The 26,562-nt window shown below is 45.0% G+C and carries 23 protein-coding genes; 16 read left to right on the forward strand and 7 right to left on the reverse strand.

Annotated elements, in window-relative coordinates:
- Window positions 1-157: 157 nt before the first annotated feature.
- The 7 genes from tig to ACWYVB_RS19040 all read left to right on the forward strand — a co-directional run bounded on the left by tig (window position 158) and on the right by ACWYVB_RS19040 (window position 9,063).
- Window positions 158-1,465 (forward strand): trigger factor, encoded by a 1,308-nt coding sequence (gene tig / locus ACWYVB_RS19010; protein WP_457529770.1) that lies wholly within the window; start codon window positions 158-160, stop codon window positions 1,463-1,465.
- 105 nt (window positions 1,466-1,570) lie between these two features.
- Window positions 1,571-2,197: an ATP-dependent Clp endopeptidase proteolytic subunit ClpP gene (clpP, locus tag ACWYVB_RS19015; protein ID WP_005382347.1), complete on the forward strand. Its 627-nt coding sequence runs from the start codon at window positions 1,571-1,573 to the stop codon at window positions 2,195-2,197.
- 70 nt (window positions 2,198-2,267) lie between these two features.
- Window positions 2,268-3,548, forward strand: a complete 1,281-nt coding sequence (gene clpX / locus ACWYVB_RS19020; RefSeq protein WP_005390528.1) for an ATP-dependent protease ATP-binding subunit ClpX — start codon at window positions 2,268-2,270, stop codon at window positions 3,546-3,548.
- Between the two features lie 129 nt (window positions 3,549-3,677).
- Entirely contained in the window at window positions 3,678-6,029 is a 2,352-nt protein-coding gene (lon, locus tag ACWYVB_RS19025; RefSeq protein ID WP_005390529.1) for an endopeptidase La, read from the forward strand.
- A gap of 191 nt (window positions 6,030-6,220) precedes the next feature.
- A complete protein-coding gene (locus ACWYVB_RS19030) occupies window positions 6,221-6,493 on the forward strand; it encodes an HU family DNA-binding protein (protein ID WP_005382341.1) in 273 nt (90 codons plus the stop codon).
- 201 nt (window positions 6,494-6,694) lie between these two features.
- Window positions 6,695-8,554, forward strand: coding sequence for a peptidylprolyl isomerase (gene ppiD / locus ACWYVB_RS19035; protein WP_005390530.1), 1,860 nt, complete (start codon window positions 6,695-6,697; stop codon window positions 8,552-8,554).
- 224 nt (window positions 8,555-8,778) lie between these two features.
- The gene (locus ACWYVB_RS19040; RefSeq protein ID WP_031780151.1) at window positions 8,779-9,063 is read left to right on the forward strand and encodes a ComEA family DNA-binding protein; all 285 of its coding nucleotides are present in this window, start codon (window positions 8,779-8,781) and stop codon (window positions 9,061-9,063) included.
- A 98-nt stretch (window positions 9,064-9,161) separates the two neighbouring features.
- Here ACWYVB_RS19040 and rrtA read toward each other — a convergent pair whose 3' ends face one another.
- Window positions 9,162-9,713, reverse strand: coding sequence for a rhombosortase (gene rrtA / locus ACWYVB_RS19045; protein WP_005390532.1), 552 nt, complete (start codon window positions 9,711-9,713; stop codon window positions 9,162-9,164).
- A 3-nt stretch (window positions 9,714-9,716) separates the two neighbouring features.
- Here rrtA and ACWYVB_RS19050 point away from each other — a divergent pair, with 3 nt between their 5' ends.
- Window positions 9,717-10,331, forward strand: coding sequence for a tRNA-uridine aminocarboxypropyltransferase (locus ACWYVB_RS19050; protein WP_047009479.1), 615 nt, complete (start codon window positions 9,717-9,719; stop codon window positions 10,329-10,331).
- 6 nt (window positions 10,332-10,337) lie between these two features.
- On the opposite strand, the gene ACWYVB_RS19055 is transcribed toward ACWYVB_RS19050, so the two are convergent.
- From ACWYVB_RS19055 to ACWYVB_RS19065, 3 genes are all read right to left on the reverse strand, one after another.
- Window positions 10,338-11,660, reverse strand: coding sequence for an anti-phage deoxyguanosine triphosphatase (locus ACWYVB_RS19055; protein WP_005390538.1), 1,323 nt, complete (start codon window positions 11,658-11,660; stop codon window positions 10,338-10,340).
- 15 nt (window positions 11,661-11,675) lie between these two features.
- Window positions 11,676-12,260, reverse strand: a complete 585-nt coding sequence (gene yfbR, locus ACWYVB_RS19060; protein ID WP_047009477.1) for a 5'-deoxynucleotidase — start codon at window positions 12,258-12,260, stop codon at window positions 11,676-11,678.
- 90 nt (window positions 12,261-12,350) lie between these two features.
- Complete coding sequence (locus ACWYVB_RS19065) at window positions 12,351-13,565, reverse strand: pyridoxal phosphate-dependent aminotransferase (protein ID WP_005390543.1); 1,215 nt, start codon at window positions 13,563-13,565, stop codon at window positions 12,351-12,353.
- A gap of 217 nt (window positions 13,566-13,782) precedes the next feature.
- On the opposite strand from ACWYVB_RS19065, the gene ACWYVB_RS19070 reads away from it, so the two are divergent.
- From ACWYVB_RS19070 to ACWYVB_RS19100, 7 genes are all read left to right on the forward strand, one after another.
- The gene (locus ACWYVB_RS19070; protein WP_258620870.1) at window positions 13,783-15,090 is read left to right on the forward strand and encodes an isochorismate synthase; all 1,308 of its coding nucleotides are present in this window, start codon (window positions 13,783-13,785) and stop codon (window positions 15,088-15,090) included.
- Window positions 15,087-16,805, forward strand: coding sequence for a 2-succinyl-5-enolpyruvyl-6-hydroxy-3-cyclohexene-1-carboxylic-acid synthase (gene menD, locus ACWYVB_RS19075; RefSeq protein ID WP_457529777.1), 1,719 nt, complete (start codon window positions 15,087-15,089; stop codon window positions 16,803-16,805). The genes ACWYVB_RS19070 and menD overlap by 4 nt, the downstream gene beginning before the upstream one ends.
- Entirely contained in the window at window positions 16,792-17,619 is an 828-nt protein-coding gene (menH, locus tag ACWYVB_RS19080; RefSeq protein ID WP_457529779.1) for a 2-succinyl-6-hydroxy-2,4-cyclohexadiene-1-carboxylate synthase, read from the forward strand. The genes menD and menH overlap by 14 nt, the downstream gene beginning before the upstream one ends.
- Complete coding sequence (gene menB, locus ACWYVB_RS19085) at window positions 17,612-18,478, forward strand: 1,4-dihydroxy-2-naphthoyl-CoA synthase (protein WP_005390550.1); 867 nt, start codon at window positions 17,612-17,614, stop codon at window positions 18,476-18,478. Before menH ends, menB begins: the two co-directional genes overlap by 8 nt.
- Before the next feature lie 126 nt (window positions 18,479-18,604).
- A complete protein-coding gene (menC, locus tag ACWYVB_RS19090) occupies window positions 18,605-19,594 on the forward strand; it encodes an o-succinylbenzoate synthase (RefSeq protein WP_282150370.1) in 990 nt (329 codons plus the stop codon).
- Complete coding sequence (gene menE / locus ACWYVB_RS19095) at window positions 19,579-21,006, forward strand: o-succinylbenzoate--CoA ligase (RefSeq protein WP_457529781.1); 1,428 nt, start codon at window positions 19,579-19,581, stop codon at window positions 21,004-21,006. Before menC ends, menE begins: the two co-directional genes overlap by 16 nt.
- Before the next feature lie 100 nt (window positions 21,007-21,106).
- Entirely contained in the window at window positions 21,107-21,295 is a 189-nt protein-coding gene (locus tag ACWYVB_RS19100) for a hypothetical protein (RefSeq protein ID WP_005390556.1), read from the forward strand.
- Here the strand turns inward: ACWYVB_RS19100 and ACWYVB_RS19105 are convergent.
- From ACWYVB_RS19105 to ACWYVB_RS19115, 3 genes are all read right to left on the reverse strand, one after another.
- Window positions 21,285-22,220 carry a YeiH family protein gene (locus ACWYVB_RS19105; protein ID WP_457529783.1) on the reverse strand — a complete coding sequence of 312 codons (936 nt, stop codon included), beginning with the start codon at window positions 22,218-22,220 and terminating at the stop codon, window positions 21,285-21,287. The two genes, ACWYVB_RS19100 and ACWYVB_RS19105, sit on opposite strands and share 11 nt — an antisense overlap.
- 116 nt (window positions 22,221-22,336) lie before the next feature.
- Window positions 22,337-24,211 carry an MFS transporter gene (locus tag ACWYVB_RS19110; RefSeq protein ID WP_046874204.1) on the reverse strand — a complete coding sequence of 625 codons (1,875 nt, stop codon included), beginning with the start codon at window positions 24,209-24,211 and terminating at the stop codon, window positions 22,337-22,339.
- 13 nt (window positions 24,212-24,224) lie between these two features.
- Entirely contained in the window at window positions 24,225-24,815 is a 591-nt protein-coding gene (locus ACWYVB_RS19115) for a TetR/AcrR family transcriptional regulator (RefSeq protein WP_006743255.1), read from the reverse strand.
- 378 nt (window positions 24,816-25,193) lie between these two features.
- Here ACWYVB_RS19115 and ACWYVB_RS19120 point away from each other — a divergent pair, with 378 nt between their 5' ends.
- Complete coding sequence (locus ACWYVB_RS19120) at window positions 25,194-26,066, forward strand: Tim44 domain-containing protein (protein ID WP_046874203.1); 873 nt, start codon at window positions 25,194-25,196, stop codon at window positions 26,064-26,066.
- Window positions 26,067-26,562: the final 496 nt, after the last annotated feature.

Here is a 26,562-nt window from a genome sequence, read left to right on the forward strand (position 1 = left end):
CGAAGATATCACTGATTAGTCCGGTACTGACAAACAGTATCGATACTCGATTTAAATTAGGTGTTCGGACAGAACACTACACAAGGATGAAGCGTAAGCTCCGCTGAGTTTCGCTCATACGCTCGGAAAACCGAGCCACTTTAGAGGTTTATATATAATGCAAGTTACTGTTGAAACGCTAGAGGGCCTAGAGCGCCGTCTAAACATTACTGTTCCAGCTGCAAACATCGAAGACGCTGTAACAGCTGAACTACGCAACATCGCTAAAAACCGTCGTTTCGATGGTTTCCGTAAGGGTAAAGTGCCTCTAAAAATGGTTGCTAAGATGTACGGCAAAGCAGTACGTCAAGACGTTCTTGGTGAAGTTATGCAACGCCACTTCATCGAAGCTATCGTTAAAGAGAAAATCAACCCAGCTGGCGCTCCAACTTTCGCTCCTGTAGAAAACAAAGAAGGTTCAGACCTAGTTTTCACTGCAACTTTTGAAGTTTACCCAGAAGTTGAGCTTAAAGGCCTAGAAAACATCACTGTTGAAAAACCGCTAACTGAAGTTAAAGACGCAGACGTAGAAGAGATGATCGATACTCTACGTAAGCAACAAGCTACTTGGGTTGAAGTTGAAGAAGCAGCAGAAGATGGCAAACGCGTAAGCATTGACTTCGTTGGTTCTATCGACGGTGAAGAATTCGAGGGCGGTAAAGCTGAGAACTTCCCACTAGAAATGGGCGCTGGTCGCATGATTCCTGGTTTCGAAGACGGTATCGCAGGGAAAACTGCAGGTATGGAATTCGACATCGACGTGACTTTCCCAGAAGATTACCACGCTGAAAACCTAAAAGGTAAAGCAGCTAAGTTCGCAATCAAAGTGAACAAAGTTGAAGCTCGTGAACTACCAGAACTAAACGACGAGTTCGTTGCTAAGTTCGGTGTTGTTGAAGGCAGTGTTGAAGCACTTAAAGCTGAAGTTCGTAAAAACATGGAACGCGAGCTTAAGCAAGCTGTTAAGAACCGCATCAAAGAGCAAGCGATTGACGGTCTAGTTGAGCAAAACGACATCAACGTACCATCAGCGCTTATCGAGCAAGAAATCCAAGTTCTACGTCAACAAGCTGCACAACGCTTCGGTGGTAACCCAGAAGCTGCTGCTCAGCTTCCACGTGAGCTGTTCGAAGAGCAAGCTAAACGTCGCGTAGTAGTTGGTCTTCTACTAGGTGAAGTAATCAAGTCTGAAGAGCTAAAAGCGGACGACGAGAAAGTTAAAGCTCTAATTGAAGAAATGGCTACTGCATACGAAGATCCATCAGAAGTTATTGCTTACTACGAGCAAAACGAAGAAATGATGAACAACATGCGCAATGTAGCTCTAGAAGAGCAAGCAATCGACGCGATCATCGCTAAAGCACAGGTTTCTGAGAAAGAAGTAGGCTTCAACGAGCTACTTAACCAACAACAACCTGCTGCTTAATAAGCAATATCTTGCGTAGAAGGTTGACTTAACGTTAACTATTCTGCTAACAATGGTCCGTATGATAGTCATCATCCGGGCCATTTATTTTAGGGACATAAGAATATGAGCTACCAAGAAAAAAATGCAATGTCGCCAATTATGGACGCGCTAGTACCAATGGTGGTTGAACAAACTTCCCGAGGCGAACGCTCTTACGACATCTACTCACGTCTGCTTAAAGAGCGCGTGATTTTTTTAACGGGTCAAGTGGAAGACCACATGGCAAACCTTGTCGTGGCTCAGCTACTTTTCCTAGAATCTGAAAATCCAGATAAAGATATTTTCCTATACATCAACTCGCCAGGTGGCAGCGTAACAGCTGGTATGTCTATCTACGATACCATGCAGTTTATTAAGCCAAATGTCAGCACTGTATGTATGGGTCAAGCATGTTCAATGGGTGCCTTCCTGCTTGCGGGTGGTGCGCCAGGTAAGCGTTACGTACTGCCTAACTCTCGTGTAATGATCCACCAACCATTGGGTGGTTTCCAGGGTCAAGCTTCTGATATCCAAATCCATGCTCAGGAAATTCTGACCATTAAGCAGAAGCTAAACAAGTTGTTAGCAGAACATACTGGCCAACCTCTTGAAGTCATTGAGCGCGATACTGATCGTGATAACTTCATGTCATCAGAGCAGGCTGTGGAATACGGTATCGTGGATGCAGTGTTAAGCCACCGCGGCGAGTAATTAGCCAGCGCATTTTGGCAAAAATTGATATACACTCATTCATGAAGAGTAAAGGCTAAGAGGTTAGCGAATGACAGATAAAAGCAAAGAAAGTGGCAGCGGTAAATTGCTGTACTGTTCTTTCTGCGGCAAAAGTCAGCACGAAGTTCGCAAGCTAATCGCAGGTCCGTCAGTGTACATTTGCGACGAGTGTGTCGACTTATGTAACGATATTATTCGCGAAGAAATCAAGGATGTTCTCCCTAAGAAAGAATCTGAAGCGTTACCAACGCCAAAACAGATCCGTGAACACCTTGATGACTATGTGATCGGGCAAGATTACGCGAAAAAAGTGCTCGCAGTTGCGGTATATAACCACTACAAGCGTTTACGCAATGGTGATACAACGAGTGAAGGTGTGGAGCTTGGTAAAAGTAACATCCTTCTAATTGGCCCAACAGGTAGCGGTAAAACACTACTTGCTGAGACATTAGCTCGATTCTTGGATGTGCCATTTACAATGGCAGACGCAACCACACTAACCGAGGCTGGTTATGTGGGTGAAGACGTTGAAAACATCATCCAAAAGCTTCTGCAAAAATGTGATTACGATGTAGCTAAAGCTGAACGTGGCATCGTTTACATTGATGAAATTGATAAAATTTCACGCAAAGCTGAAAACCCATCTATTACGCGTGACGTATCTGGTGAAGGTGTTCAGCAGGCGCTACTAAAACTTATCGAAGGCACGGTTGCATCGGTTCCACCTCAAGGTGGTCGTAAGCACCCTCAGCAAGAATTCCTACAAGTGGACACGTCGAAGATCCTGTTCATCTGTGGTGGTGCATTTGCTGGCCTAGATAAGGTGATTGAGCAGCGTGTTGCAACAGGTACAGGTATTGGCTTCGGTGCTGAAGTTCGTTCTAAAAACGAATCGAAGACCGTGGGTGAGCTATTCACTCAGGTTGAGCCTGAGGATTTAGTGAAGTACGGACTCATTCCAGAATTCATTGGTCGTCTTCCTGTGACAACAACACTGACTGAGCTTGATGAAGAAGCGTTGATTCAGATCCTATGTGAACCGAAGAACGCATTAACCAAGCAATACGCAGCATTGTTTGAGCTTGAAAACGCTGAACTTGAGTTCCGAGAAGATGCGCTGCGCGCTATCGCTAAGAAAGCAATGGAGCGTAAAACAGGTGCTCGTGGTTTACGCTCGATCCTTGAAGGCGTATTACTGGAAACCATGTACGAACTGCCATCTGCGACAGACGTAAGTAAGGTCGTGATTGATGAGTCCGTCATCAATGGTGAGTCAGAGCCATTGCTTATTTATAGCAACTCAGACAATCAGGCCGCTGGAGCAGAATAAATTCAGCCGTAATGAAAAAGGAGGTAAGTAATTACCTCCTTTTTTTATTTCTCTTATTGAATCCAAACAATTAGCCCCCATATAAATCGATAAGTAATACGTAAACGTGAAAGCGGAAGAGAGAATTATATGAACTTGGAACGTTCCGAGCGTATCGAGATCCCGGTACTACCTCTACGTGACGTAGTGGTCTACCCGCACATGGTTATTCCATTGTTTGTTGGTCGTGAGAAATCGATTAGCTGTTTAGAAACGGCGATGGAAACCAACAAACAAGTTCTTCTTGTGGCACAAAAGCAAGCTGATACTGATGAGCCTACGGTTGACGACCTATTTGAAGTAGGTACGGTAGCCACCATTCTCCAGCTACTGAAGCTTCCGGATGGCACAGTAAAAGTACTGGTTGAAGGCCAGCAACGTGCGAAAATCAATCACTTTAAAGAGAGTGACTTCTTCCTAGCGGAAGCGGAATTTGTGGTTACGCCAGAATTGGATGAGCGTGAGCAAGAAGTGATTGTTCGCAGTGCGATTAATCAGTTTGAAGGCTTTATTAAGCTAAACAAGAAGATTCCACCAGAAGTTCTCACCTCACTCAACGGTATCGACGAAGCGGCTCGCTTAGCGGATACTATTGCAGCTCATATGCCGTTGAAGCTGGTGGATAAGCAGCAAGTACTTGAAATTGTTGATGTCACTGAGCGTCTGGAATTCCTAATGGGCCAGATGGAATCAGAGATCGATTTGCTGCAAGTTGAAAAACGCATTCGTGGTCGCGTTAAAAAGCAAATGGAAAAATCTCAGCGTGAGTACTATCTGAATGAGCAAATGAAAGCGATTCAGAAAGAACTTGGTGAGATGGAAGACGCACCAGACGAGTTCGAAACGCTGCAGAAGAAGATTGACGAATCAAAAATGCCTCAAGAGGCACGTGAAAAGACTGAGCAAGAGCTTCAAAAGCTTAAGATGATGTCTCCGATGTCTGCCGAAGCAACAGTGGTTCGTAGCTACATCGATTGGATGGTCAGCGTGCCTTGGGCTAAACGCTCAAAAGTTAAGAAAAATTTAGCGAAAGCAGAAGAGATTCTTAATGAAGACCACTACGGTCTAGAGCGCGTAAAAGAGCGTATTCTTGAATACTTGGCGGTTCAAAACCGAATCAATAAGTTAAAAGGTCCAATCCTTTGTCTTGTTGGTCCTCCAGGTGTGGGTAAAACGTCTCTTGGTCGTTCAATTGCTTCTGCTACAGGTCGTAAGTACGTTCGTATGGCGCTGGGTGGTGTACGTGATGAAGCAGAAATCCGCGGTCACCGTCGTACTTACATTGGCTCATTGCCAGGTAAATTAATCCAGAAGATGTCGAAAGTTGGCGTGAAGAACCCATTGTTCTTATTGGACGAAATCGACAAAATGTCTTCAGATATGCGTGGCGATCCGGCATCAGCGCTACTAGAAGTACTTGATCCTGAACAGAATAACTCGTTCAACGATCACTACTTAGAAGTGGATTACGACCTTTCTGACGTTATGTTCGTTGCAACCTCGAACTCGATGAACATTCCAGGTCCATTGTTAGATCGTATGGAAGTTATTCGTTTATCTGGTTACACCGAAGACGAGAAGCTGAACATTGCAAAACGTCACCTTGTTGATAAGCAGGTGAAGCGCAATGGTCTAAAACCGGATGAGATCATCATTGAAGACTCTGCGATTATTGGCATCATCCGTTATTACACTCGTGAAGCGGGTGTCCGTAACTTAGAACGTGAGATCTCTAAGATCTGCCGTAAAGCCGTGAAGAACATCTTGCTGGATAAAGACATCAAGTCAGTCACGGTAACGATGGACAACCTAAAAGAGTACTTGGGTGTTCAACGTTTCGATTACGGTAAAGCGGATGAAAGTAACCGAATTGGTCAAGTGACAGGTCTAGCTTGGACAGAAGTGGGTGGCGACCTGCTAACGATTGAAACTCAATCCATGCCAGGTAAAGGTAAGCTGACGCAAACGGGTTCTCTTGGTGACGTGATGCAAGAGTCTATCCAAGCCGCAATGACAGTAGTTCGCTCTCGTGCAGAAAAACTGGGTATCAATACTGACTTCTACGAGAAGAAAGATATTCACGTGCACGTACCGGAAGGCGCGACGCCAAAAGATGGCCCAAGTGCGGGTACTGCAATGTGTACTGCCTTGGTTTCTGCTCTGACAGGTAACCCTGTGAAAGCAGAGGTAGCGATGACGGGTGAAATAACACTGCGTGGTGAAGTCCTACCTATCGGTGGCCTAAAAGAGAAGTTACTTGCGGCACACCGTGGCGGCATTAAGACTGTGCTAATTCCAAAAGACAACGAGCGTGATTTGGAAGAGATTCCTGATAATGTTATCGCTGATCTGGAAGTCATCCCTGTACAGTGGATTGATGAAGTACTGAAAGTCGCACTAGAGCGAGACCCGACGGGCGTTGAGTTTGAGTCTCAAAAATAGTGATGTGCAGCAAAAATAAGTAAAAGTTTACGCTGATAAGTCTAAAAAGGCTTGTCAGCGTTTTTTTTGGGCGCTAAGTTAGTTTCGATAGCTGCCAGCCCTTGACGAATAAGGGATGGAGCATATTTTCTTAACAATGGAACGAAAGTCATCACAAAAATAATCACAGATGACACAAAGGGGAAATTACAGTGAATAAAACTCAGTTAGTAGAACAAATCGCAGAAAATGCAGACATTTCTAAAGCGTCAGCGGGTCGTGCTCTAGATGCATTCATCGAAGCAGTAAGCGGCACTCTTCAGTCTGGTGATCAAGTTGCTCTAGTTGGCTTTGGTACATTCAGCGTTCGTACTCGTGCTGCACGTACTGGTCGTAACCCAAAAACTGGTGAAGAAATCCAAATCGCAGAAGCAAAAGTACCAGCTTTTAAAGCTGGTAAAGCACTGAAAGACGCTTGTAACTAATCACAGCGTTAATTCTGTAACCGGCCATTTGCTTAACTTTTGCTCAAACAATAAGTTTCGAACAAAAATTTACAAACTTCGAGCCGAACTTTCTTAAATTATGCGCATCATACTGATGCGCATTTCTTTTTCTGATATTATTGCGCCATTATTTCTATTAGATAGAAGCAGTAGGCTTCAATTGTGGAGAGCAGTTAAATTATGATGGATCGACTACGCGAAGGCGTGAATAGCATCGCGGTCAAAATTATCCTTGGGCTTATCATCCTGTCTTTCGTATTTGCAGGTGTGGGTAGCTACATCGTTAGTGGTAACAACAACTCTGCAGCGAAAGTCGGTAACACTGAGATTCCTCGTGGTGAGTTCGAGATGGCATACCAAAATGAGCGTAACCGTATGCAAGCTCAGTTGGGTGACTACTTCTCTCAAATGCTGGCTGACCCTGCATATGTTGAATCTTTCCGCAAATCCGTTTTAGATCGAATGATCAATGACGTGTTGCTTGACCAACAAGCAGAAGCTTTAGGTCTGCGAATCAGCGACACCCAAGTTCGCAGCATGATTCTAGACATGCCTCAATTCCAATCTAATGGTCAGTTCGATCAAGAGATCTATCAAGCTTCTCTGCGTCGTGCAGGCTTTTCGCCAGACTCTTTTGCTGAGTACATGCGTCGTGAATTGGTTCGTGAACAACTGCTGAATGCACTACAAAACAGTGAATTTATTCTGCCAGGTGAAGTACAGGCAGAAGGTAAGCTGTTCACTCAAACTCGTGATATTCGCACGATTAAAATCGACTTAGCAGAGTTTGCGAAAAACATTGAATTGACTGACGAAGAAATTCAACAGTACTACAAAGCAAACCCTGACAACTTTACTCGCCCAGAGCAGGTTAAAGTCGCTTATATCGAACTGTCTGCTGAAGCGCTAAAGGAACAAGTTAATGTTTCTGACGCTGAGGTGAAAAAGTACTACGATGAGCACTTAAACAAATATTCTTCAGAAGAGCAGCGCCGTGTCGCTCATATTCTTGTAGAAGGGGACGATGAAGCAAAAGCGCAGGCTATCTTAGATGAGCTAAATGCGGGAGCAGATTTTGCGACGCTTGCTCAAGAGAAATCTGACGATTTTGGCAGTGCTGAAAACGGCGGTGACTTAGGTTGGATTGAGCGTGATGTGATGGACCCTGCTTTTGAAGAAGCGGCATTCGCGTTGAAGAATCCAGGCGATACGTCAGGTCTAGTAAAGTCGGACTTTGGTTACCATATTATCAAGCTTGAAGAGCTAAAAGACTCTGTGGCGAAGCCATTTGAAGAAGTAGCCGCTGAAATCAAACAAGAAATGGTTGACCAACAAGCGGTTGATCAATTCTACGAGCTACAAAGTGAGCTTGAGCGCGTAGCGTTTGAATACCCAGACTCATTGTATGACGCTTCTCAAGCCGTTAACCAAGAAGTGAAGACAACGGACTTTATTTCTCAAGTTGACGCACCTGAAGTGCTTCGTAACCCTGCGGTAATGCAAGCTATCCTTAGCCCTGAAGTAAAAGAAGATGGCTTAAACTCTGAAGCTATCGAAGTTGCACCTGAACATATTATTGTTGTTCGTGTTGAAGACGCACGTGATGAGACGGTTCTTCCACTAGAAGAAGTGAAAGATCAGGTTATTGCAGAGCTATCTCGCGTTAAGGGTGAGCAAGATGCGATGGAACTTGGTACACAGGTTGTTGCTGCATTGAAAGAAGGTAAGACAGATGTGCTTACTGAAAACAACCTTGCATTTGGTGAACAAGAGACAGTAGATCGCCGTTCTCCGTTGGCAACAACGGTATTCGCGATGGCAAAACCAGTCGATGGTAAGCCAGTATATGGTCAGTCTAAAGATCTTGAAGGTAACATTGTTATCATCGAGCTTGATGCTGTAAATGCTGAGCTAGATAGTGAGTTAGAAGAGCAAGTTGCGATGCAAATGCAGCGAGCATCTTCTCAGCAAGACCTATCATCTGTGCTAGCTGTACTGCGCGCAAACACTGACATTGAGTACTTTATTGTGAGCAACTAAGCACAATTAGTGTAATTTGCATGTTAACTAAAACGGACCGCATAAGCGGTCCGTTTTATTTTTGTCTTTATTAACTTCAATCATCAATAAGCATTACTTAAATTAGTGCGCGTTTAAGTGATACCAGTCATTGCGAATATCGGGTCATCTAGGTTTGTTAACTGATAGTGACTTGCTCCCGATGACTAGTTTTAGCCTACTATTTTGGAGATTGTATGTTCAATATGAAATGGATTTTGACATTGTGCTTATTTGTTTTTGCGCCTTTTAGCATGGCTGCGGATTCAGCCACTGACAAATATGAAGGAATTGAAATTACCGTAAATATCAACACGGCCTCTGCTGAAGAAATAGCGACCATGTTGAAAGGTATTGGTGAGAAGAAAGCGCAGAGTATCGTGGACTACCGCGAGGAGCATGGCCCTTTTAAAACGGCAGCAGATTTGAAGAGCGTAAAAGGCATTGGTGAAGCGACAGTTAAGAAAAACGAAGACCGCATTTTACTGTAGCTTGATGTATTTCAGATATTGAGTCTGAATTCAGAACAATATCTGTTTCCCTATTACTGCTTTCCCGAACCAACCCCTCTTTCGTGGTTCGGGATTTTTTAACCGAATAAACGACGGCGAAAGCCTTTTTCCATTAGAGCCATTGTTAACCCACCGAGTGCGCCAAATAAATGAGCATCAATAGCAACGTTTGCGCCGATAAGCGCAGCAGTGCTGCTTGATGGACCATAGATCTGCTCCCATGCTACTTTGGCAATAAGCCCGCCGACCAACAACAAGCTGCTTCTTCTGCTTTCAAAGACTTCTCTGAGTGCCCAGAATCCAAATAGTCCGTGTAGTACGCCAGATAATCCCACGTACACCGACATGTTGGTAAACAAATTCATTGCTCCAACAAATGCGCACAAGAGTGAGAAAACGATAAGGAAGTTGCGAGTACTTGGACGAAAAATAAAAGTAATGATCCACAATCCTGCCAGGTTCATCCCTAAGTGCGCAAAGTTGGTATGTGTGAGATTTCCTGTTACGATTCGCCACCATTCGCCATGGCGTATATTGTAGCTGTGCCACTCGGTTAGGCTTGCCATTGGTTCGAATTGAAGTATCAAACAGATCACGCTGATAATACTCAGCAAGGTATAAAGGTTCACTCTATGTCTCGTTATTGTTCTCGTTGTGGAAAATCGCAAAAAGCGTGTATTTGCCAATGGATTGTACCGTTGGCAAGCGAGGTAGAACTTATCATTCTTCAGCACACGAGTGAAGAACATCGTCCGCTTGGTACGGCACGGATTCTCAATTTGAGTTTAGATAACTGTATTTGTCTGATAGGAGAGGACTTTTCTGGTGATGATGTCTTAAATCACTTGTTGGCGGATGAATCATATCAACATTTTGTTCTTTACCCATCGGAACAGTCACGATGCATCTCTGAAATCAATCAAGTGAGCCGTAGTGTATCTAAGAAAATACGTTTGGTTTTGCTCGATGGGACGTGGAAAAAAGCGTACAAAATGTGGCAGCTTTCTAGCAATTTACATCCACTCCCAACCGTGCAATTACCGAAGCAATTGCAAGGGCATTACACCATTCGTAAGGCGCCCTCTGAGAATAGCTTATCGACAGTCGAGGCGGGTTATCATTCGCTTCGTTTGCTTGAACCCGAGAGAGACTTTACACCGCTTATGCATGCCTTTGAAAAGATGATCGAATTCCAAATCGCCCAGATGCCGCCGGGCGTATTTGAAAAGAATTACTTGAAAGGTTGAGTGTGACTAAAGAACGATGGAAGAGAATAGCTGACGGTGAAGCTTTTGCGCGTGTCCATCGGTCATAGCAGAAATGTAATCGGCGATGACTCTCATCTTATTGCTCTCGCTTTTCGCTTGGCACCACAGTTCTTTTGTATGAACAGGCAGCAAGCGCTCTGGGTCCGCTGTTAACGCTTCAAAAATGTCCATAATAATTTGCTGACCTTTATATTCAACGATCTGGACCTGCGGGACTTGGATAACAAAAGTACTGACAAAGTGTTTGAGTACGTCAAGTGCTCGTGCCATTTGTGGCTCTAAACACGCATTCCAAGACAGTAATGGATTATTGAAAGGCTCATCCACCGCCTTGATTGAAATGCTGGTCAGGAGGGCGTTAACCATACCACCGATGGCATCTTTCCGTTCATGATGCTTACCACTAAATAGCATCTGTCCGATGGAATCGATATGTGCTTCAAACCACGGGTCGCCACAGTCCGCTAATTGACTTGCTGCGCCTTCTTGCCATTGCTGACGTGTCACCATACCAAGCACGATTGCATCTTCTAAATCATGAACGCCATAGGCGATATCGTCCGCTAGCTCCATGATTGAGCAATCGAGTGATTTAAAACGCGTTTTACTGTGCTCAAACTCCGATTCTGGTTTTGAGCGCATTAAGCTAAGCAATGCCTTGTCGTTGTCAGAAAGCGGTGCAATTACCCAATCAAATAAGTCTTTATCACAATCATAAATGCCCTTAGCTGGGCTCCAATCTTTGGCTTTTAGTTTACGTTGATGCTCAGCTGGTTGAGGCAACTTGACGGAGCGTGTTTGACTAATGAGGGCAGGGTACTTAATCAAACCAAGCAGTGTGCGGCGTGATAAATTCATTCCGAAATGCTCAGTATAAGGCTCTAACTTAGTGACGATACGAAAGGTTTGGGCGTTCCCCTCGAAACCGCCATGTTCGCGCATTACGTAGTTTAGAGCGACTTCTCCCCCATGACCGTATGGAGGATGCCCGATGTCGTGCGCCAAACATAATGAATCAATTAAGCTGTCTGATGGTAATAGATCACGGAACTCTGGTTGTTTTTTCTTTAACTGGGCGACGATACCGGTCCCGAGTTGTGACGCTTCTAAGGAGTGTGTTAACCGGCTGCGGTGAAAGTCTTCCAAGCTATTGCCGTGTACTTGGGTTTTTGCTTGTAAGCGTCGAAATGCAGCCGAGTGAAGAATGCGCGCTCGGTCTCTTTGGTACGGGCTTCGATGGTCGTCACGACGTATTTTATGCTCATCATCATGGCGCTCTTGCCATTGTGGGTGTAATTCAAACGACACGATTATCTCCGTAAGCTAACTGATTTCATCTAACGATAATTCGAAACTTGGGGCAAAGGTATTGAGGAAGTAATCCATTTCAGGCGTTCTACGTTCTTGCAAAGTGATGTCTAAGCGTTTTTTTGCCAGAGCGAACTCATGATTGCCTGCGCTTAGTTCTTCGAGACATTTTAAATAGGCACAGATGGAGTCGGCTTGCTTGACGATTTTTGCGTCCTCTTCGTGTGCAGAGTGGGAAAGAAGGTAGGGGGCAAAATCATCTTGGAACTCTTCCGGTAACATTGAGAGTAATTTTTGTTCCGCTGCCGATTCTATCTTCTTATATTCTTTGGCAATTTCAGGATTGTAATACTTCACTGGGGTTGGAAGGTCACCCGTTAATACTTCGCTGGAGTCATGGTACATAGCAAGAATCGCGATGCGTTCTGGATTAAGGTTGCCGCCGAACTTTTTGTTTTTAATTAGGGCAAGGGCATGAGCGACAAAAGCAACTTGTAAGCTATGCTCTGAAACGTTTTCTGGTGAGACGGACCGCATTAAAGGCCAGCGTTGGATCAGCTTCATTCGAGCCAGGTGAGCGAAAAAATGGCTTTCTTTCATGGCTTTCTCCGTTTCTGGTGTAAAAAAGGAACTCACTAGGAGTTCCTCTAAGCATATGAGAGATCAGCACTAATTACTACCAGTGATTCATTACTGGCTGTAGGTTGATAGGAATCGCTCAAAACGTCCAATGGCGATTTCTAGATCTTCAACGTGCGGCAGTGTCACGATGCGGAAATGGTCTGGTTTCGGCCAGTTGAAGCCGGAACCTTGCACCAGTAAGACCTTCTCTTGTTTTAAGAAATCTAAAACCATCTGCTGATCGTTCTTGATGTTGTACATTTTTGTGTCGATTTTCGGGAAGAGGTACATCGCACCCTTAGGTTTGACACAAGAAACACCAGGAATCTGATTGATCAGTTCATACGCTCTATTGCGCTGCTCTAATAAGCGTCCGCCAGGTAAAATCAGTTCATTGATACTCTGGTATCCACCTAGCGCAGTTTGAATCGCATGTTGCATTGGTACGTTTGCACATAAACGCATCGATGAAAGCAACTCCAATCCATTCACGTACCCTTGAGCTAGATGTTTAGGCCCCGTTAGGAACATCCAGCCACCACGGAAACCGCAAACACGGTAGGCTTTTGAAAGGCCATTGAATGTCATGACTAGCACGTCTTCAGTGAGTGTTGCGACTGAGGTATGTGTTGCACCGTCGTACAACACTTTGTCGTAGATCTCATCTGCGAAAATGATCAGTTTGTGCTGGCGCGCGATTTCAATCACTTCAAGTAGGAAGTCACGGCTGTATACCGCACCTGTCGGGTTGTTCGGGTTGATCAGAACAATGCCACGTGTCTTCGGTGTGATTTTCTTTTTGATGTCTTCAAGGTCAGGGTACCAGTCTGCACCTTCATCACATAGGTAATGAACCGGCTTACCGCCTGATAGTGCAACTGAAGCTGTCCACAACGGGTAATCAGGTGCTGGGATCAGCATTTCGTCGCCATTGTTTAACAGCGCTTGCATGGCCATCACGATCAGCTCAGACACGCCGTTACCCACATACACATCTTCGACATCTAGCGAGCGGATACCTTTACGTTGATAGTGTTGGACCACGGCTTTACGAGCAGAGTAAATGCCTTTGGAATCACAATAGCCTTGAGAAGTCGGCAGATTACGAATCACGTCGACTAAAATCTCATCAGGGGCGTCAAAACCAAATGGGGCAGGGTTACCAATGTTTAGCTTTAGGATTTTATGCCCTTCTTCCTCCATGCGCTTAGCATGTTTGAGTACAGGACCCCTAATGTCGTAGCAGACATTATCGAGTTTTGACGACATCCCGATATTTTGCATTGTATAATTCCTAAAAATTCGTTAATTTCTTTATTAAAATACAATAATTTGTTTTTTATTAGAATATATATCTGTAAATTATCTGTTTGCTGGTTAAGTTTTGCTCGTTTGCTATCACAGGATTTTGCAAAAGATCGCATACGACCTTGATTTGCTTTGGGTCTAAACTTAGAGTAGCCGTCAGTTACCATTTATCCTCACATACTACGAGGTTGATTTGTCACAGTTCCATCAAGCCGTAAAGAGAATTATCGAGCGAGTTCAGCAAGCGGAAGGCAATCAAACACGTCTGGTCGAGCCCCTGAGCGAGAAACCTAATTTCTCATTTATTGATTGGCTTGATGCACAACCACTTTTCCCTAAATTCTACTGGCAGTCCCGCGATACTCGTGAAGAGGTCGTTGCACTAGGGCAATTACACGCTTTTGTTGAGCCAGGCCCTGCTTATACCATTCTAGGTGAAGGGCAACGAGTCTGGGGCGGACGCTCTTTTGACGGCCAGCATGAGAAGAATCGTCGCTGTATGCCTTCTTTCTTCTTTTTGCCTCAAATTGAGTTAATTCGTTTTGACCAACAATGGTCTCTCGCAGTTAATATTTCAGAAGATAAAGCACGAACCCTAGCAGGACTGAATAAACTGGTTTGTGAGGTCGCGACCTTAGCTCCGATTTCTTCTCACATCCGCTCTATTGTTCATACGCCAAGTCAGCCTCAATGGAATGAGTTAGTTCATAGGGTTTTGACTGGTATAAAGAATGATGATTTTAAGAAAGTGGTATTGGCGCGTCGCTCTACCGTGCAGCTTGATAACACATTAAGTGCTGCACAGTTGCTGAAAGCGAGTTACTTAAATAACCATCATAGTTTCCATTTCATGCTGAGCTTAGACAGCAAACACAGCTTTATGGGTTCTACGCCAGAACGTTTGTATTCTCGCGTAGGGCACGAACTTCATACCGAAGCGTTAGCAGGCACGATTGGTCGAGGGGACAATGCCACTCACGATATGGAGTTGGCGAATTGGTTATCCCAAGATGAAAAGAACCTCAATGAAAACCAATATGTGGTTGATGACATTATTGATCGCCTATCACCGCATTCCGAAGCGGTTGAAGTGGAGGCCGAGGCAAGTTTGGTTAGGCTACGAAAAGTGCAACACCTCAAGCGAAATATTCACGCGAGCCTAAAGACGGGAATAAACGGTGTTCAGTTGTTATCGGCGCTTCAGCCGACCGCGGCGGTTGCTGGCTTACCTCGACAAGAATCCATGCAGTTTATTCTTGATAATGAGCCCTTTGCGCGCGGCTGGTACGCGGGGTCAATGGGTTACATAAGCCATGAACGAGCAGAGTTTTGTGTCGCGATCAGAAGCGCGCTTGTGCTCGGTGACCAAGTACAACTGTTTGCGGGCGCAGGTATTGTGCCAGGCTCTGTGGCAGAGCATGAGTGGGCGGAACTTGATAAGAAAATGTCGACGTTACTTACGCTGATTTCTGATCACCCCCCGTTGGGAGTCGCATCATGAATCATGACCAAGCGGTGCTCAATCGAATTTGGTCAGAAACCATATTGATTGAGCTTCAGCGATTTGGCGTTAAGCATGTTTGTATCGCTCCTGGCTCTCGTTCTACTCCTTTAACTTTAGAGGTGGCAGAACGGTCCAATTTTTCTATTCATACTCACTTTGATGAGCGTGGTCTCGGCTTTATGGCTCTTGGCTTAGCGAAAGCTACTCAAGAGCCAGTGGCAATCATCGTTACCTCTGGTACGGCAGTGGCGAACTTATTACCAGCCGTTGCGGAGGCTAGGCTTACTGGTGAAAAGCTGGTGCTGCTCACTGCGGATCGTCCGATGGAGCTCGTTGGCTGTGGCGCAAACCAAGCGATTAACCAGTTGGGTATTTTTTCACATCATGTCTCGGCCAGCTTGAATTTACCAAGCCCAACTTTAACAACATCGCTTAATTGGTTGCTGACCTCTGTTGACGAAGTGATGTTTACTCAGCAGCTTCAAGGCAGTGCTGTTCATATTAACTGTGCATTTCCAGAACCTTTGTATTCCAATGGTGCAAAAGCGGATTATCAAACCTACTTAGACTCGGTAGCCGGATGGCGAAAAGGAAGTGGTAGTTATACCCAGCGTTTTAGCCACTTGTCACAGGCGAAAATCCCGTCTTGTGCGGATAAAAAAGGCTTGGTTGTGATTGGCAGCTTACCGCTTGAACAAGCGCGGTCGGCGCAGGCATTTGCACAAAAGATGGGATGGCCAGTACTTGCAGACCCGCAAAGTGGTCTCAGTTCGGATTGGGCGCATTACGATGTATGGCTTCAACTTCCCGAGTTCGCAAACGCGCTTGAGTCTTGTGAACTTATTATCCAATTTGGTAGCCGAATCATCTCCAAACGTTTGAACCAATGGATTGATAAACAAGTTTCGAAAAATCAACAAAGTAAAGACGTTCAATACTGGTATATCTCGCCGCGTATGGACCGTAATAACCAAAATCATCTGGCGCAAATGCACTGGGTTGAGTTTCCTCAAACTTGGGTTTCTCGCATTAGCTTTGAGAAGCCAATATTTGCTGGTTGGGCTGATAGGTTAGCGAATGGAGTTAAGCGAGTTCATCAACGTATCGAAGAAGCCTTCCTATCTGATTCAGCTTCTGCCATTGATGAAATCGCGTTGGCAGCAGACATCAACGAGCGCAATAAAAACGCTGATGTCTTTTTGGGTAACAGTTTGTTTGTTCGACTTGTCGATATGTACGGCAAACTTGATGATGTAGAAGTGTTCACTAACCGAGGCGCGTCAGGAATTGACGGTTTGTTTGCTACCGCATCTGGTGTGCAGCGAGCAAGAGGTAATCCGTTACTGATGTATATTGGTGACACATCAGCACTGTATGATCTCAATTCACTAGCGCTGTTTTCTCACACTAAACTGCCGACGGTGCTTGTGGTCACAAACAATGATGGTGGCGCAATTTTCGATATGTTACCGGTGCCTCAGGAGCATCACACTGCTTACTACCAAATGCCCCACGGTTATCAGTTTGAACATGCAGCCAAACAGTTTGGTTTAAAGTATGAGAAGCCAACTACGTTAGAAATGTATCAAGCAATGGTTGCCGAGCACCTGTCGAGCGGCCAAGGCACACTGCTGGTGGAAGTTCAAACCCCACCAAGCCAAGCCGCAGAGTTGATAAAGGCATTTAATAAGAGCCTGCATGCTTCACTCTGAGCGTCTCTCTTCAACTGAAAAACACCAAAGTGGCGACCTTCCCACTCTGGTGTTTTTGCATGGCTTTTTAGGAAGTGGTGCTGATTGGAAAGCTTGTTTGGATGAGCTGACTCAGTTTGAACGAGTCGTTATAGACCTTCCTGGTCATGGTCGTAGCCAGTTTACAAAGTGCAACGATCTCGATGATTGCTGCAAACTGCTTAATTCCACACTATCTTTATTATTTCCTCCGCAACAACCACTTATTTTGATTGGTTACTCGATGGGCGGCCGTATTGCGATGCATGGTATTGCCAATCAATGCTTCTCAGATCTCAATATTGTGGGCGCAATTGTTGAAGGGGGAAACTTCGGGCTTCAAACTGAGTCAGAGAAACAGGTGAGATTGGAGAATGATGCTCGCTGGGCAAAGCGTTTCAAAACAGAACCACTTGAACGTGTTTTGAACGATTGGTATCAGCAAGCGGTGTTTTCTTCACTAAACCATGAGCAAAGACAAACATTAATTGCGAAGCGAAGTGATAATCTTGGCTCGGCGGTCGCGAGCATGCTGATGGCAACATCGTTAGCCAAGCAGGCGTATTTGTTGCCCACACTGAAAAAGCAGAATATACCGATGTATTACTTGTGTGGCGCGAAAGACCAAAAATTTAGCCAACTGGCACAACGTAGCGGGTTGGCGTATCGACAAGTTGAAGGCGCAGGACATAACGTTCATCAAGAGCAGCCCCAACAATTTGCGATGCATATTAAGCACATAATTCAATCTCACTTTGGTGAGAGTAACGAGAACAATGGGAATCACCATGGCTAAAACAGTAGGCATTTCTGAAGAAGAACTTTACGCTCCGGTTCAATGGAAAGATTGCAGCGAGAAATACGAGGATATTCACTACCATAAATCTGAAGATGGTATCGCGAAAATTACCATTGCACGCCCACAAGTGCGTAATGCATTCCGCCCTCAAACAGTAAAAGAGATGATTGATGCGTTGGCAGATGCGCGTTATGACTCTGGTGTTGGCGTGATCATTCTGACAGGTCTAGGTGAAGACGCATTCTGTTCTGGCGGCGACCAGAAGATCCGTGGCGACTACGGCGGCTATAAAGATGAGCAAGGTACACACCACCTAAACGTATTGGACTTCCAACGCGATATTCGAACTTGTCCAAAACCTGTGATCGCATCAGTTGCCGGCTGGGCTGTTGGCGGCGGTCATGTACTGCACATGATGTGTGACCTAACAATTGCAGCGGACAACGCACAGTTTGGTCAAACGGGCCCTAAAGTAGGTTCATTTGATGGTGGTTGGGGCGCGTCTTACATGGCTCGTATCGTAGGCCAGAAGAAAGCTCGCGAAATCTGGTTCCTATGTCGTTTCTATAACGCGCAAGAAGCGTTAGACATGGGCTTGGTCAACACGGTTGTGCCGCTAGAAGAGCTAGAGAAAGAAACCGTGCGTTGGTGTCGTGAAGTTCTTCAGCATAGTCCAATGGCGCTACGCTGCCTGAAAGCTGCCTTGAATGCGGACTGTGATGGTCAAGCAGGCCTTCAAGAGCTTGCGGGTAACGCAACGATGATGTTCTACATGACCGATGAAGGCCAAGAAGGTCGTAACGCATTCAACGAGAAACGTCGCCCAGACTTCGACAAATTCCCTCGTAACCCATAATCCGTATAAAAAGAGGAGTGTTTTAGCTCCTCTGTTCCATTTTTCCTGAGCGCCTCGCCCTCTGGGAGGCTGGTGAGATTGCTCGCCAGAACGCTCAAATATACGGCATTACATAGGACTCGAATTATGCGTGAAGCGAAAATTTATCGTTATATCTTGCCCATGGATAGTGGTGTCATCCTGCGAGACAATAAGCTAACAGAACGTGTTGGTTATGTTGTTGTGCTTTCTGAAGGTGACCAAATAGGGCTTGGAGAAGTCTCTCCTCTTCCTGGTTTTAGTTTAGAGAGCACCGAAGATGCTGGTATTCAGCTACAGGAACAAGCGGAGCGTTGGGTTGCTGGATTGGATGTGGATTACGCCAACATGTATCCATCGGTCGCGTTTGGTTTATCGATGGCACAGTTAGAGTTAGCTGGTGGCTTACCCCAACAAGGTAAGTATCAAACAGCGCCGCTGTGTACTGGTGACCCAGACGAGCTCATTCCAAAGCTGAACGAAATGGAAGGCGAGAAAGTCGCGAAAGTAAAAGTCGGGCTTTATGAGCCAATTCGCGATGGCATGCTTGTGAACCTTTTTCTTGAATCTATCCCTCAATTAACGCTTCGACTTGATGCAAACCGCGCTTGGACACCAGAAAAAGCGCAGCAGTTTGCTAAATACATTACTCCGTCTCTGCGTCAGCGCATTACCTTTTTGGAAGAGCCGTGCCGCTCTCCTGGCGATAGTCTCTCTTTTGCTATCAATACTGGTATTGCGATTGCTTGGGATGAAACGTTGCAAGATGCGGTTCGTCGAGAGGATTTCCGTCTTGAAGATCTAACTGGTGTGAAAACGATCATCATCAAACCCACACTCATTGGTTCGGTGGATTTTTGTATTACACTGATAGAGAAGGCGAAGTCACTGGGGATGAAAGCGGTTATTAGCTCGAGCATTGAATCCAGTCTCGGTTTAACGCAATTAGCGCGCTTTGCCCAATGGCAGCTGCCTGATGAAGTTCCAGGTTTGGATACGATTGGCCTATTCAAAGCTCAGTTAGAGCAAGGCTGGCCTAAGTGTGAACTTCCCGTTCTTCCTCTGAAAGATCAGGAGATTGTGTGGCATTCTGCATAGACAATGTTGCGAAGGCACCGTGGAAATATTGGGCTCAAACGAGCCCTTTTTCTATTGCACTCAAGACACCAACAGAAACATTAAACTGGCAACAACTCTCAGTACGTATTGACCAATACGCTCACTATTTGAATGACTTGGGCGTAACGCGGGGAGATGTGCTGACTTTGGTAGGTAAAAACCAAGTCGAAACTCTGCTGTTTTATCTTGCTTCCAAGCAGTTAGGCGCACTTGCCGCGCTGACCATGGTACAACCACTCGATACGCTACAGAGTAAACTTGCGACCCTTTATAAACCTGAACAAACTCGGTTTATCTGGTTTGCTCAGGAGTGCGCTTCGACCTTTTCTGAACATGATATACAAAAACTCAAGGCAACATTGCTTTCACCGCCCTTAGTTTCACAACAAGAGCGTGATGCGGTGATTGAAGATGCCTATCACCATGACAGGCTCGCTTCTGTGGTATTTACCTCTGGCTCGACAGGGGAGCCTAAAGCCGTGGTTCATACACATCGACAACACCTTGCATCCGCAGAAGGCTTGTTGCAAGAGTTCATTTTCACTCAGCAAGATTCTTGGCTATTGTCGCTTCCGCTTTATCACGTCTCTGGATTGGCGATTGTATATCGTTGGCTATATGTCGGAGCGACATTGAAAATCGGTACAGGAAAACTTGTCGAAGATATTCAGGGCGTGTCACACGCATCTTTGGTTGTAACGCAACTCAAACGGCTATTGGATGATGATGCTCACTTGTCATTGACGCATGTGCTATTGGGCGGCAGCCACGTTGCTCACGAGTTGGCGTTGCGAGCAACAGGACGAGGGATTGAGGCGTGGTTAGGTTATGGGATGACGGAAGCAGCCTCTACCGTTACCGCAAAGAGAATTGACAGTACCAGTAATGCTGGACACGTATTGAATCACCGTAAGATAAAGTTGGTTGACCAACGCATTTTTGTCGGTGGTAAAACATTAGCGGCAGGGTATTTTCATCAAGGTCATGTTACTCCGTTTCTGGATGAGAAAGGCTGGTTTGACAGCAAGGATCTTGGTGAGTGGCAAGGTGACGAGTTAAAGATCATCGGCCGTGCCGACAATCAATTTATCTCTGGTGGTGAGAACATTCATTGTGAAGAGATTGAGGCAGCATTGAACCAAATTGATGGCGTGGTGCAGAGCATAGTGGTTCCAGTCGAAGATGCGGAATTTGGTCATCGCCCTGTTGCTGTGATTCAGACCAATGATTTGCGCAGCAAAGCGGAATATGACCTGCATTTGCAACCCAGATTAGAGAAGTTTAAATGGCCAGTGGAATACCATCTAATGCCACAAGTGCTACTAGAAAGTGGGATCAAAGTTTCTCGGAAGGCAGTGAAGGAGTGGCTATTGCCATCAATTAATCATTAGTCAATTTTGCTATGTATTAGTCAGAAAGGGAATTTCGTATCCTTATAACTCTGAATCATAATTATGCTTCTTCGAGGAGAAAAAAGGCATAAGGTTCAGGATGGTAAAGCTAGTATTAATTGCGGCGGTAGCACTACAAATTGGTATTGCAATAAGCAGTGAAGGGCTCGCCCGCTCTCTTGCAGAGCTGACGGCTTTTTTGATCGCTATCGCATTGGTTGTTACATACAAAAACAGCAAACTTGAGCCGTCGTCATCTCAACACGATGAGAAGACCACTAATATCTAAACAATAACCAACTTAGAGAAGTGGTTGAAATTAACACCCACAGAGTTACACCAAACAACAGTGGCTTAGCTCCAGCAGACCTCAGCTTCGAAATTGAAATGCTGCAACCAATCAGGAACAGGCACACCACCAAAGCTTGTTTCGCTCCAACGAAAATACCGTGATAGACCATTTCAAATTGAGGGAAGAAGTCGCTAAACGCGATGGCTGCGCAGTACCAAAAAATGAAATAAGGAATAACTAACTTTTTCGTCCCATTCTCTTTCTGGTCTCTCGAAAAGATCACGGCACTGATCAGTGCGACAGGGATGATCCACAAAGCTCGTGCGAGTTTTAACGTTGTTGCTGTAGTTAGTGCTTCTTCACCGTAGGCTGAGGCAGCCCCAACAACAGAAGAAGTGTCATGAATAGCAATCGCGGCCCATGTACCAAATGTGTGTTGATCTAGCCCTAAAGCATGCCCAACCACAGGAAACACGAATAGTGCGATGGAGTTTAGGACAAATACCGTTGCCAGTGCTAATCCAATCTGTTCGTCTTTTGCTTTAATCGCTGGTGCCACCGAGGCAATTGCACTACCACCACAAATTGCTGTACCTGACGAGATTAAGTATGCGGTTACTCGCTCCAACTTAATTATTCTGGCAATGATAGTGCCTATGATCAGTGTGCCCGCAATCGTGGCGATAATCAGACCGATACCATCCGATGTAACAGAGAGTGCTTGCTCAAAGTTGATGCCAAAGCCTAAACCAATAATCGAGTAGGACAACAGCTTTTTAGTAAAAGAAGCAATGGGCAGTTCTGAAGGCACAAAACCAAAACTTGCGAGTAGAAAACCAATAACTAGGGCAATAGGAGAGGAGACAAAAGGGGTTAAGCAAAAGAGTAACGCCAATCCAAACAAGAGGTAGTTTCTATTCAAGGTTTTTATTCGCTGTTGTGAATGAAAGCGCGAGTATATCGCACTGAGTGTGGTCAGTTTGTCTTAATGATTTGAACACATGTTCAGTTATTCTAAACATGTGTTCAAATGTATTTTTATCGCCAGTCGCCTCTAAGTTGATGCACTCTATCGAACATCGTTTTTGCCGTTGCTTCATTTGGTGGAACCGGCTGTCCGGCCTCAATTTCTAGCTTTGACCAAAATCGAGTCGGTAAGCCACAACATGCGCGGCCTTTCGCGCGGCTGAAATAGCTTCCCCATAAGCCTTTGAGTGCCACGGGTATGACAGGTACTGGGCTGCGACGCAGAATAATATCAATGCCACGCATGAATTCATTCATTTCACCGTCTGAGGTTAATTTCCCCTCTGGGAAAATACAGACGATATGTCCTTCGCTTAATGCGGTTTCTACATCATTAAATGCACGCCTGATGGAGTTTCTGTTACTCGCTGAAATCGGAATTACCCCAGTTCTGCGTAAAAAGCGTCTTAGTGGCGGTAGGTTGGCGTAATCTTCCTCCATCACAAAACGAATCAACCTTGGGCATACTGCGCTAAGTAGCAAGGCGTCCATATAGCTCACGTGATTACATACGATCAACGCACCGCCTTGTTCTGGCAAGTTATGTAGGTTTTTATGTTTCACTCGATAAATAGTATGAGTTAGCATCCAAACCACAAAACGGACAACGAATATCGGTATTTGCAAAAAAATGTAAGCGGCGACCAAGAAATTCAAAATGGCTAACAATGCAAACAGCTGAGGAATTGTCATCTTGATTACACTCAGGCACACAATACCTAAGACAGCACTGCCGACCATAAACAGAGAGTTAAAGATGTTGAGCCCTGCGATGACTTGTGCGCGCTCGGTTTCCTTTGCTCTATGCTGCATTAATGCGTAAAGCGGTACAATAAACAGCCCGCCAGAGGCGCCAATCATCAATAGATAGAAAAATAATGGCCAAAAAGGCTCATATCTAAAGAAGTCTACAAAGTTATGGAAGATAGGTAGGTCACTTGGAATGGAGGTTGCCATCAAGTACCCAAATACCGTAATGCCAAGTGCGCCAATAGGCACAATACCGACTTCGATACGATGATTCGAGATCCAATTGCAAAGAAGCGACCCTAGCGCGATACCAATAGAAAACAGAGCAAGTAAGAAAGACACCGCACTCTCGGTGCCATTTAAGTAAATCTTGGTGAAATTTGGGAACTGGGTTAGATAGGCGGCGCCTAAAAACCAGAACCAGCTTATCGCCATAATGCATTGAAAAACAACACGATCTGATTTTGCGATGGATAGCGTGTGTTTAGTTTGTTTATACGGTTGCCAACGAAAAGAAAGGTTAGGTGCGCTGGCGGCTGCAAAGGGTATTGAGCGGCTCGACAAATATCCCAACAATGCAAAGAGTACGACACAAAATGCGGCAAGGTATTTTGCGTTGTCTGCTGAGGCGATAATTCCAGCACCTAGGGTACCAATAAGGATGGCGATAAAGGTACCAGCTTCAACAAGGGCGTTGCCTGGCACTAACTCTTTCGCGTTTAATTTTTGGGGCAAAAGGGCATATTTAACCGGTCCAAAGAATGCTGACTGTGTGCCCATTAAGAACAGTAGCAGCAAAAGCACACCATAACTTTCGGTTATAAAACCAATGGCACCCAAAAGCATGATGGCGATTTCAAACAGCTTTACCTTGCGAATAAACCATGATTTTTCATATTTATCGGCTAATACGCCAGCTGAAGCGGAGAATAGAAAGAACGGTAGAATGAACAAGCCAGCCGCTAAATTGATGAACAAGTTGCTCGAAATAGGTAGTGCGCTGGATCCCGCGAAGGCGACAAACAGCAGCAAAACGTTTTTAAAAATATTGTCGTTGAATGCGCCAAAAAACTGAGTAATAAAATAGGGTAGGAACTTTCTTTGCGTAAGTAAGGACGGCTGTCTGTCGGACGACATGGATAATCCTTTGTTACCAGTTTGTGAGGTAGTTAGAAAGCAGGTTACTGATTAATTCTTTACCATCAATGGGTTCACTAGAGAAAAATTTATCATCAACACTGAGTAAAGTAATACCGTGTACGCCAGACCAAAGCACTCGACTGGCTTGAATCACTTCGGACTCGGTACGATGTGGTGCGATTTGAGCCAATAGTGACTCCAGCATTCCTGTCATCCCGTCGATACGTTTGGCATGCCATTCTGGAAGCTCTGCACCATTCATGTTGTGCTCGAAGACTAACTGCCAACGGTAAGGGTGCTTTTGAGCGAAATCGTGGTAGCAATAAGCCAGCTCAAATAGAGCTTGATGAGCGTCTTTACTGCTATTGGTCGCCTTCAGTGCTTCTTGTGAGAGTTCGTCTAAAGTTTGCGCGACTACGTGTAAAAGTAACAGGTTATAGTTGCCAAAAATGTTGACTAATGTGCTTGGCACGTAACCAATCATGTTAGCGATTTTACGAAGACTGAGTTCGTGGTAAGAATTCTCATCTAAAAAGTTTTTGACTGTTGTTAAAGTCAAATTCACTAACTCTTCTCTGGTGTGATCGTTTCTGCGCGCCATACTCTCAAACTGCTTTATTGAACATCGTTCAATATGATAGTCAGCTACCTATTAACCGTCAACAAGGCAATATACTCAAGTGACGTCAAGGTCCAGGATTCTGAGCTGTGTCACTGATTCTAATTCAAGTAAAACATCCCCGAGTAGTAGCGAGTTCATTCCCAGCAGTTCTAAACGAACCAAGTATCTCGAAGTTAACCGAGAGCAGTCTGTATCGTTGGCAATATTCTGATACATGTCAGCTTCTGTAAGCTGTTTTCATCAACAGGCATACAGAGTATGATGACGCAACAATAATCTTTGGCGTGCTACTGTTTGAAACAATCGTTGTTTCGTCTGATAGAGCACAATCTTAGATAGCTAACTTTAAGGATAACGATGAAACGTTTATTTTCTATTGTTGCTCTGTTGATGTTTACCGTTGCTGTAACGCCTATCGCGGAAGCGAAGAAGTTTGGTGGCAGTAAGTCTTTCGGTAAGAGCTACAAAACAGCGCCAGCACCAAAACAACAGCAACAAAACACCAATACGGTCGGCAAAGATCAGACGGCGAAGTCTTCAAGTAAAAAAGGCTTAATGGGTGGTCTGCTAGGAGGACTTCTTGCTGGTGGTCTACTTGCTGCATTCTTTGGCGGTGCTTTTGAAGGTATCCAGTTTATGGATATCTTAATTATTGGTTTGATTGCCTTTGTCATCTTTAAATTAATGCGCGGTATGCTAGGTGCGAAGCAGGGCAGTATGAACCAGCATCGCCAGCAACCTGCATTTGGTGGTAACGCATCTAAGTTTGAGCAACCAAACATGCAAAACTTTGAGCAACAGCCAAACACAAATAATGGTGGCTTTGGTGGTTTCGGCGCTCAAACGGACGTACCACATAACTACCCACCGGGCTTTGACCAAGCAGCGTTCATTAACGGCTCTCGTGAACACTACCGAATCCTGCAAGGAGCGTGGAATCACAATCAACTGGAAACTATTGAAGAATATGTTTCTCCAAGCTTGTTTGAAGATCTGAAAGCAGAGCGCGCGAAGCTCGACGGTGAGCAGCATACTGATGTAATGTACGTTGATGCAGAGATCGTCCGTGCCGATTATGATGCAAATAAAGCACAGCTTAGCCTGCAGTTTAGCGGTCGTTACCGTGACACAGTAGAAGGTGTTGAAGAAGAAATCGAAGATATCTGGCACCTAGAGCGTGACCTGACTGTGCCTAATGCACCATGGTTAATCGTTGGTATTCAAGGCTAGTCACCTTTAAACCAATTTAGTCACTAATAAAAATCCCGCACCCCCTGCGGGATTTTTTGTATCTGTCGTTTGTATCTACGAAAGATATTTTTATAAAACCTGCCAGGTGGAGCCTTCATCATAGCTCGCGCTTAACTCTGCCGAATATCTTTTTTGCTAGCCAGTCCTCAAGTGCTTTACTGAATGTTTTTAGCATTCACATATGGTCATTGCGATAAAACAAGGACAAAGTGCTAGTACATTGTTTGTATTACAACGACCAGATCCAAACTTTGGCCGGAGATTCGCTTCGGCCCAGTTGTTAAAGTAGGATCCAAACAGAGGGAGAATAGCGAAGAAGTTGGGTTAAATAAGGAAGGGCTTGTTACTTTATCAAGAGTCTGAAACGAAAAAAGCCAGCTCAATGAGCTGGCTTTTTCAATATGGTGGAGGGGGACGGATTCGAACCATCGAAGGCAGTGCCGGCAGATTTACAGTCTGCTCCCTTTGGCCACTC

Source organism: Vibrio sp. JZG10, assembly GCF_054064075.1.

What these genes read in the sequence shown, in the direction of transcription:
- tig (WP_457529770.1), top strand. Translation starts at nt 158, where the DNA reads ATGCAAGTTACTGTTGAAACGCTAGAGGGCCTAGAGCGCCGTCTAAAC.
- clpP (WP_005382347.1), top strand. Translation starts at nt 1,571, where the DNA reads ATGAGCTACCAAGAAAAAAATGCAATGTCGCCAATTATGGACGCGCTA.
- clpX (WP_005390528.1), top strand. Translation starts at nt 2,268, where the DNA reads ATGACAGATAAAAGCAAAGAAAGTGGCAGCGGTAAATTGCTGTACTGT.
- lon (WP_005390529.1), top strand. Translation starts at nt 3,678, where the DNA reads ATGAACTTGGAACGTTCCGAGCGTATCGAGATCCCGGTACTACCTCTA.
- ppiD (WP_005390530.1), top strand. Translation starts at nt 6,695, where the DNA reads ATGATGGATCGACTACGCGAAGGCGTGAATAGCATCGCGGTCAAAATT.
- ACWYVB_RS19040 (WP_031780151.1), top strand. Translation starts at nt 8,779, where the DNA reads ATGAAATGGATTTTGACATTGTGCTTATTTGTTTTTGCGCCTTTTAGC.
- ACWYVB_RS19050 (WP_047009479.1), top strand. Translation starts at nt 9,717, where the DNA reads ATGTCTCGTTATTGTTCTCGTTGTGGAAAATCGCAAAAAGCGTGTATT.
- yfbR (WP_047009477.1), bottom strand. Translation starts at nt 12,260, where the DNA reads ATGAAAGAAAGCCATTTTTTCGCTCACCTGGCTCGAATGAAGCTGATC.
- ACWYVB_RS19065 (WP_005390543.1), bottom strand. Translation starts at nt 13,565, where the DNA reads ATGCAAAATATCGGGATGTCGTCAAAACTCGATAATGTCTGCTACGAC.
- menD (WP_457529777.1), top strand. Translation starts at nt 15,087, where the DNA reads ATGAATCATGACCAAGCGGTGCTCAATCGAATTTGGTCAGAAACCATA.
- menH (WP_457529779.1), top strand. Translation starts at nt 16,792, where the DNA reads ATGCTTCACTCTGAGCGTCTCTCTTCAACTGAAAAACACCAAAGTGGC.
- menB (WP_005390550.1), top strand. Translation starts at nt 17,612, where the DNA reads ATGGCTAAAACAGTAGGCATTTCTGAAGAAGAACTTTACGCTCCGGTT.
- menC (WP_282150370.1), top strand. Translation starts at nt 18,605, where the DNA reads ATGCGTGAAGCGAAAATTTATCGTTATATCTTGCCCATGGATAGTGGT.
- ACWYVB_RS19100 (WP_005390556.1), top strand. Translation starts at nt 21,107, where the DNA reads ATGGTAAAGCTAGTATTAATTGCGGCGGTAGCACTACAAATTGGTATT.
- ACWYVB_RS19110 (WP_046874204.1), bottom strand. Translation starts at nt 24,211, where the DNA reads ATGTCGTCCGACAGACAGCCGTCCTTACTTACGCAAAGAAAGTTCCTA.
- ACWYVB_RS19115 (WP_006743255.1), bottom strand. Translation starts at nt 24,815, where the DNA reads ATGGCGCGCAGAAACGATCACACCAGAGAAGAGTTAGTGAATTTGACT.
- ACWYVB_RS19120 (WP_046874203.1), top strand. Translation starts at nt 25,194, where the DNA reads ATGAAACGTTTATTTTCTATTGTTGCTCTGTTGATGTTTACCGTTGCT.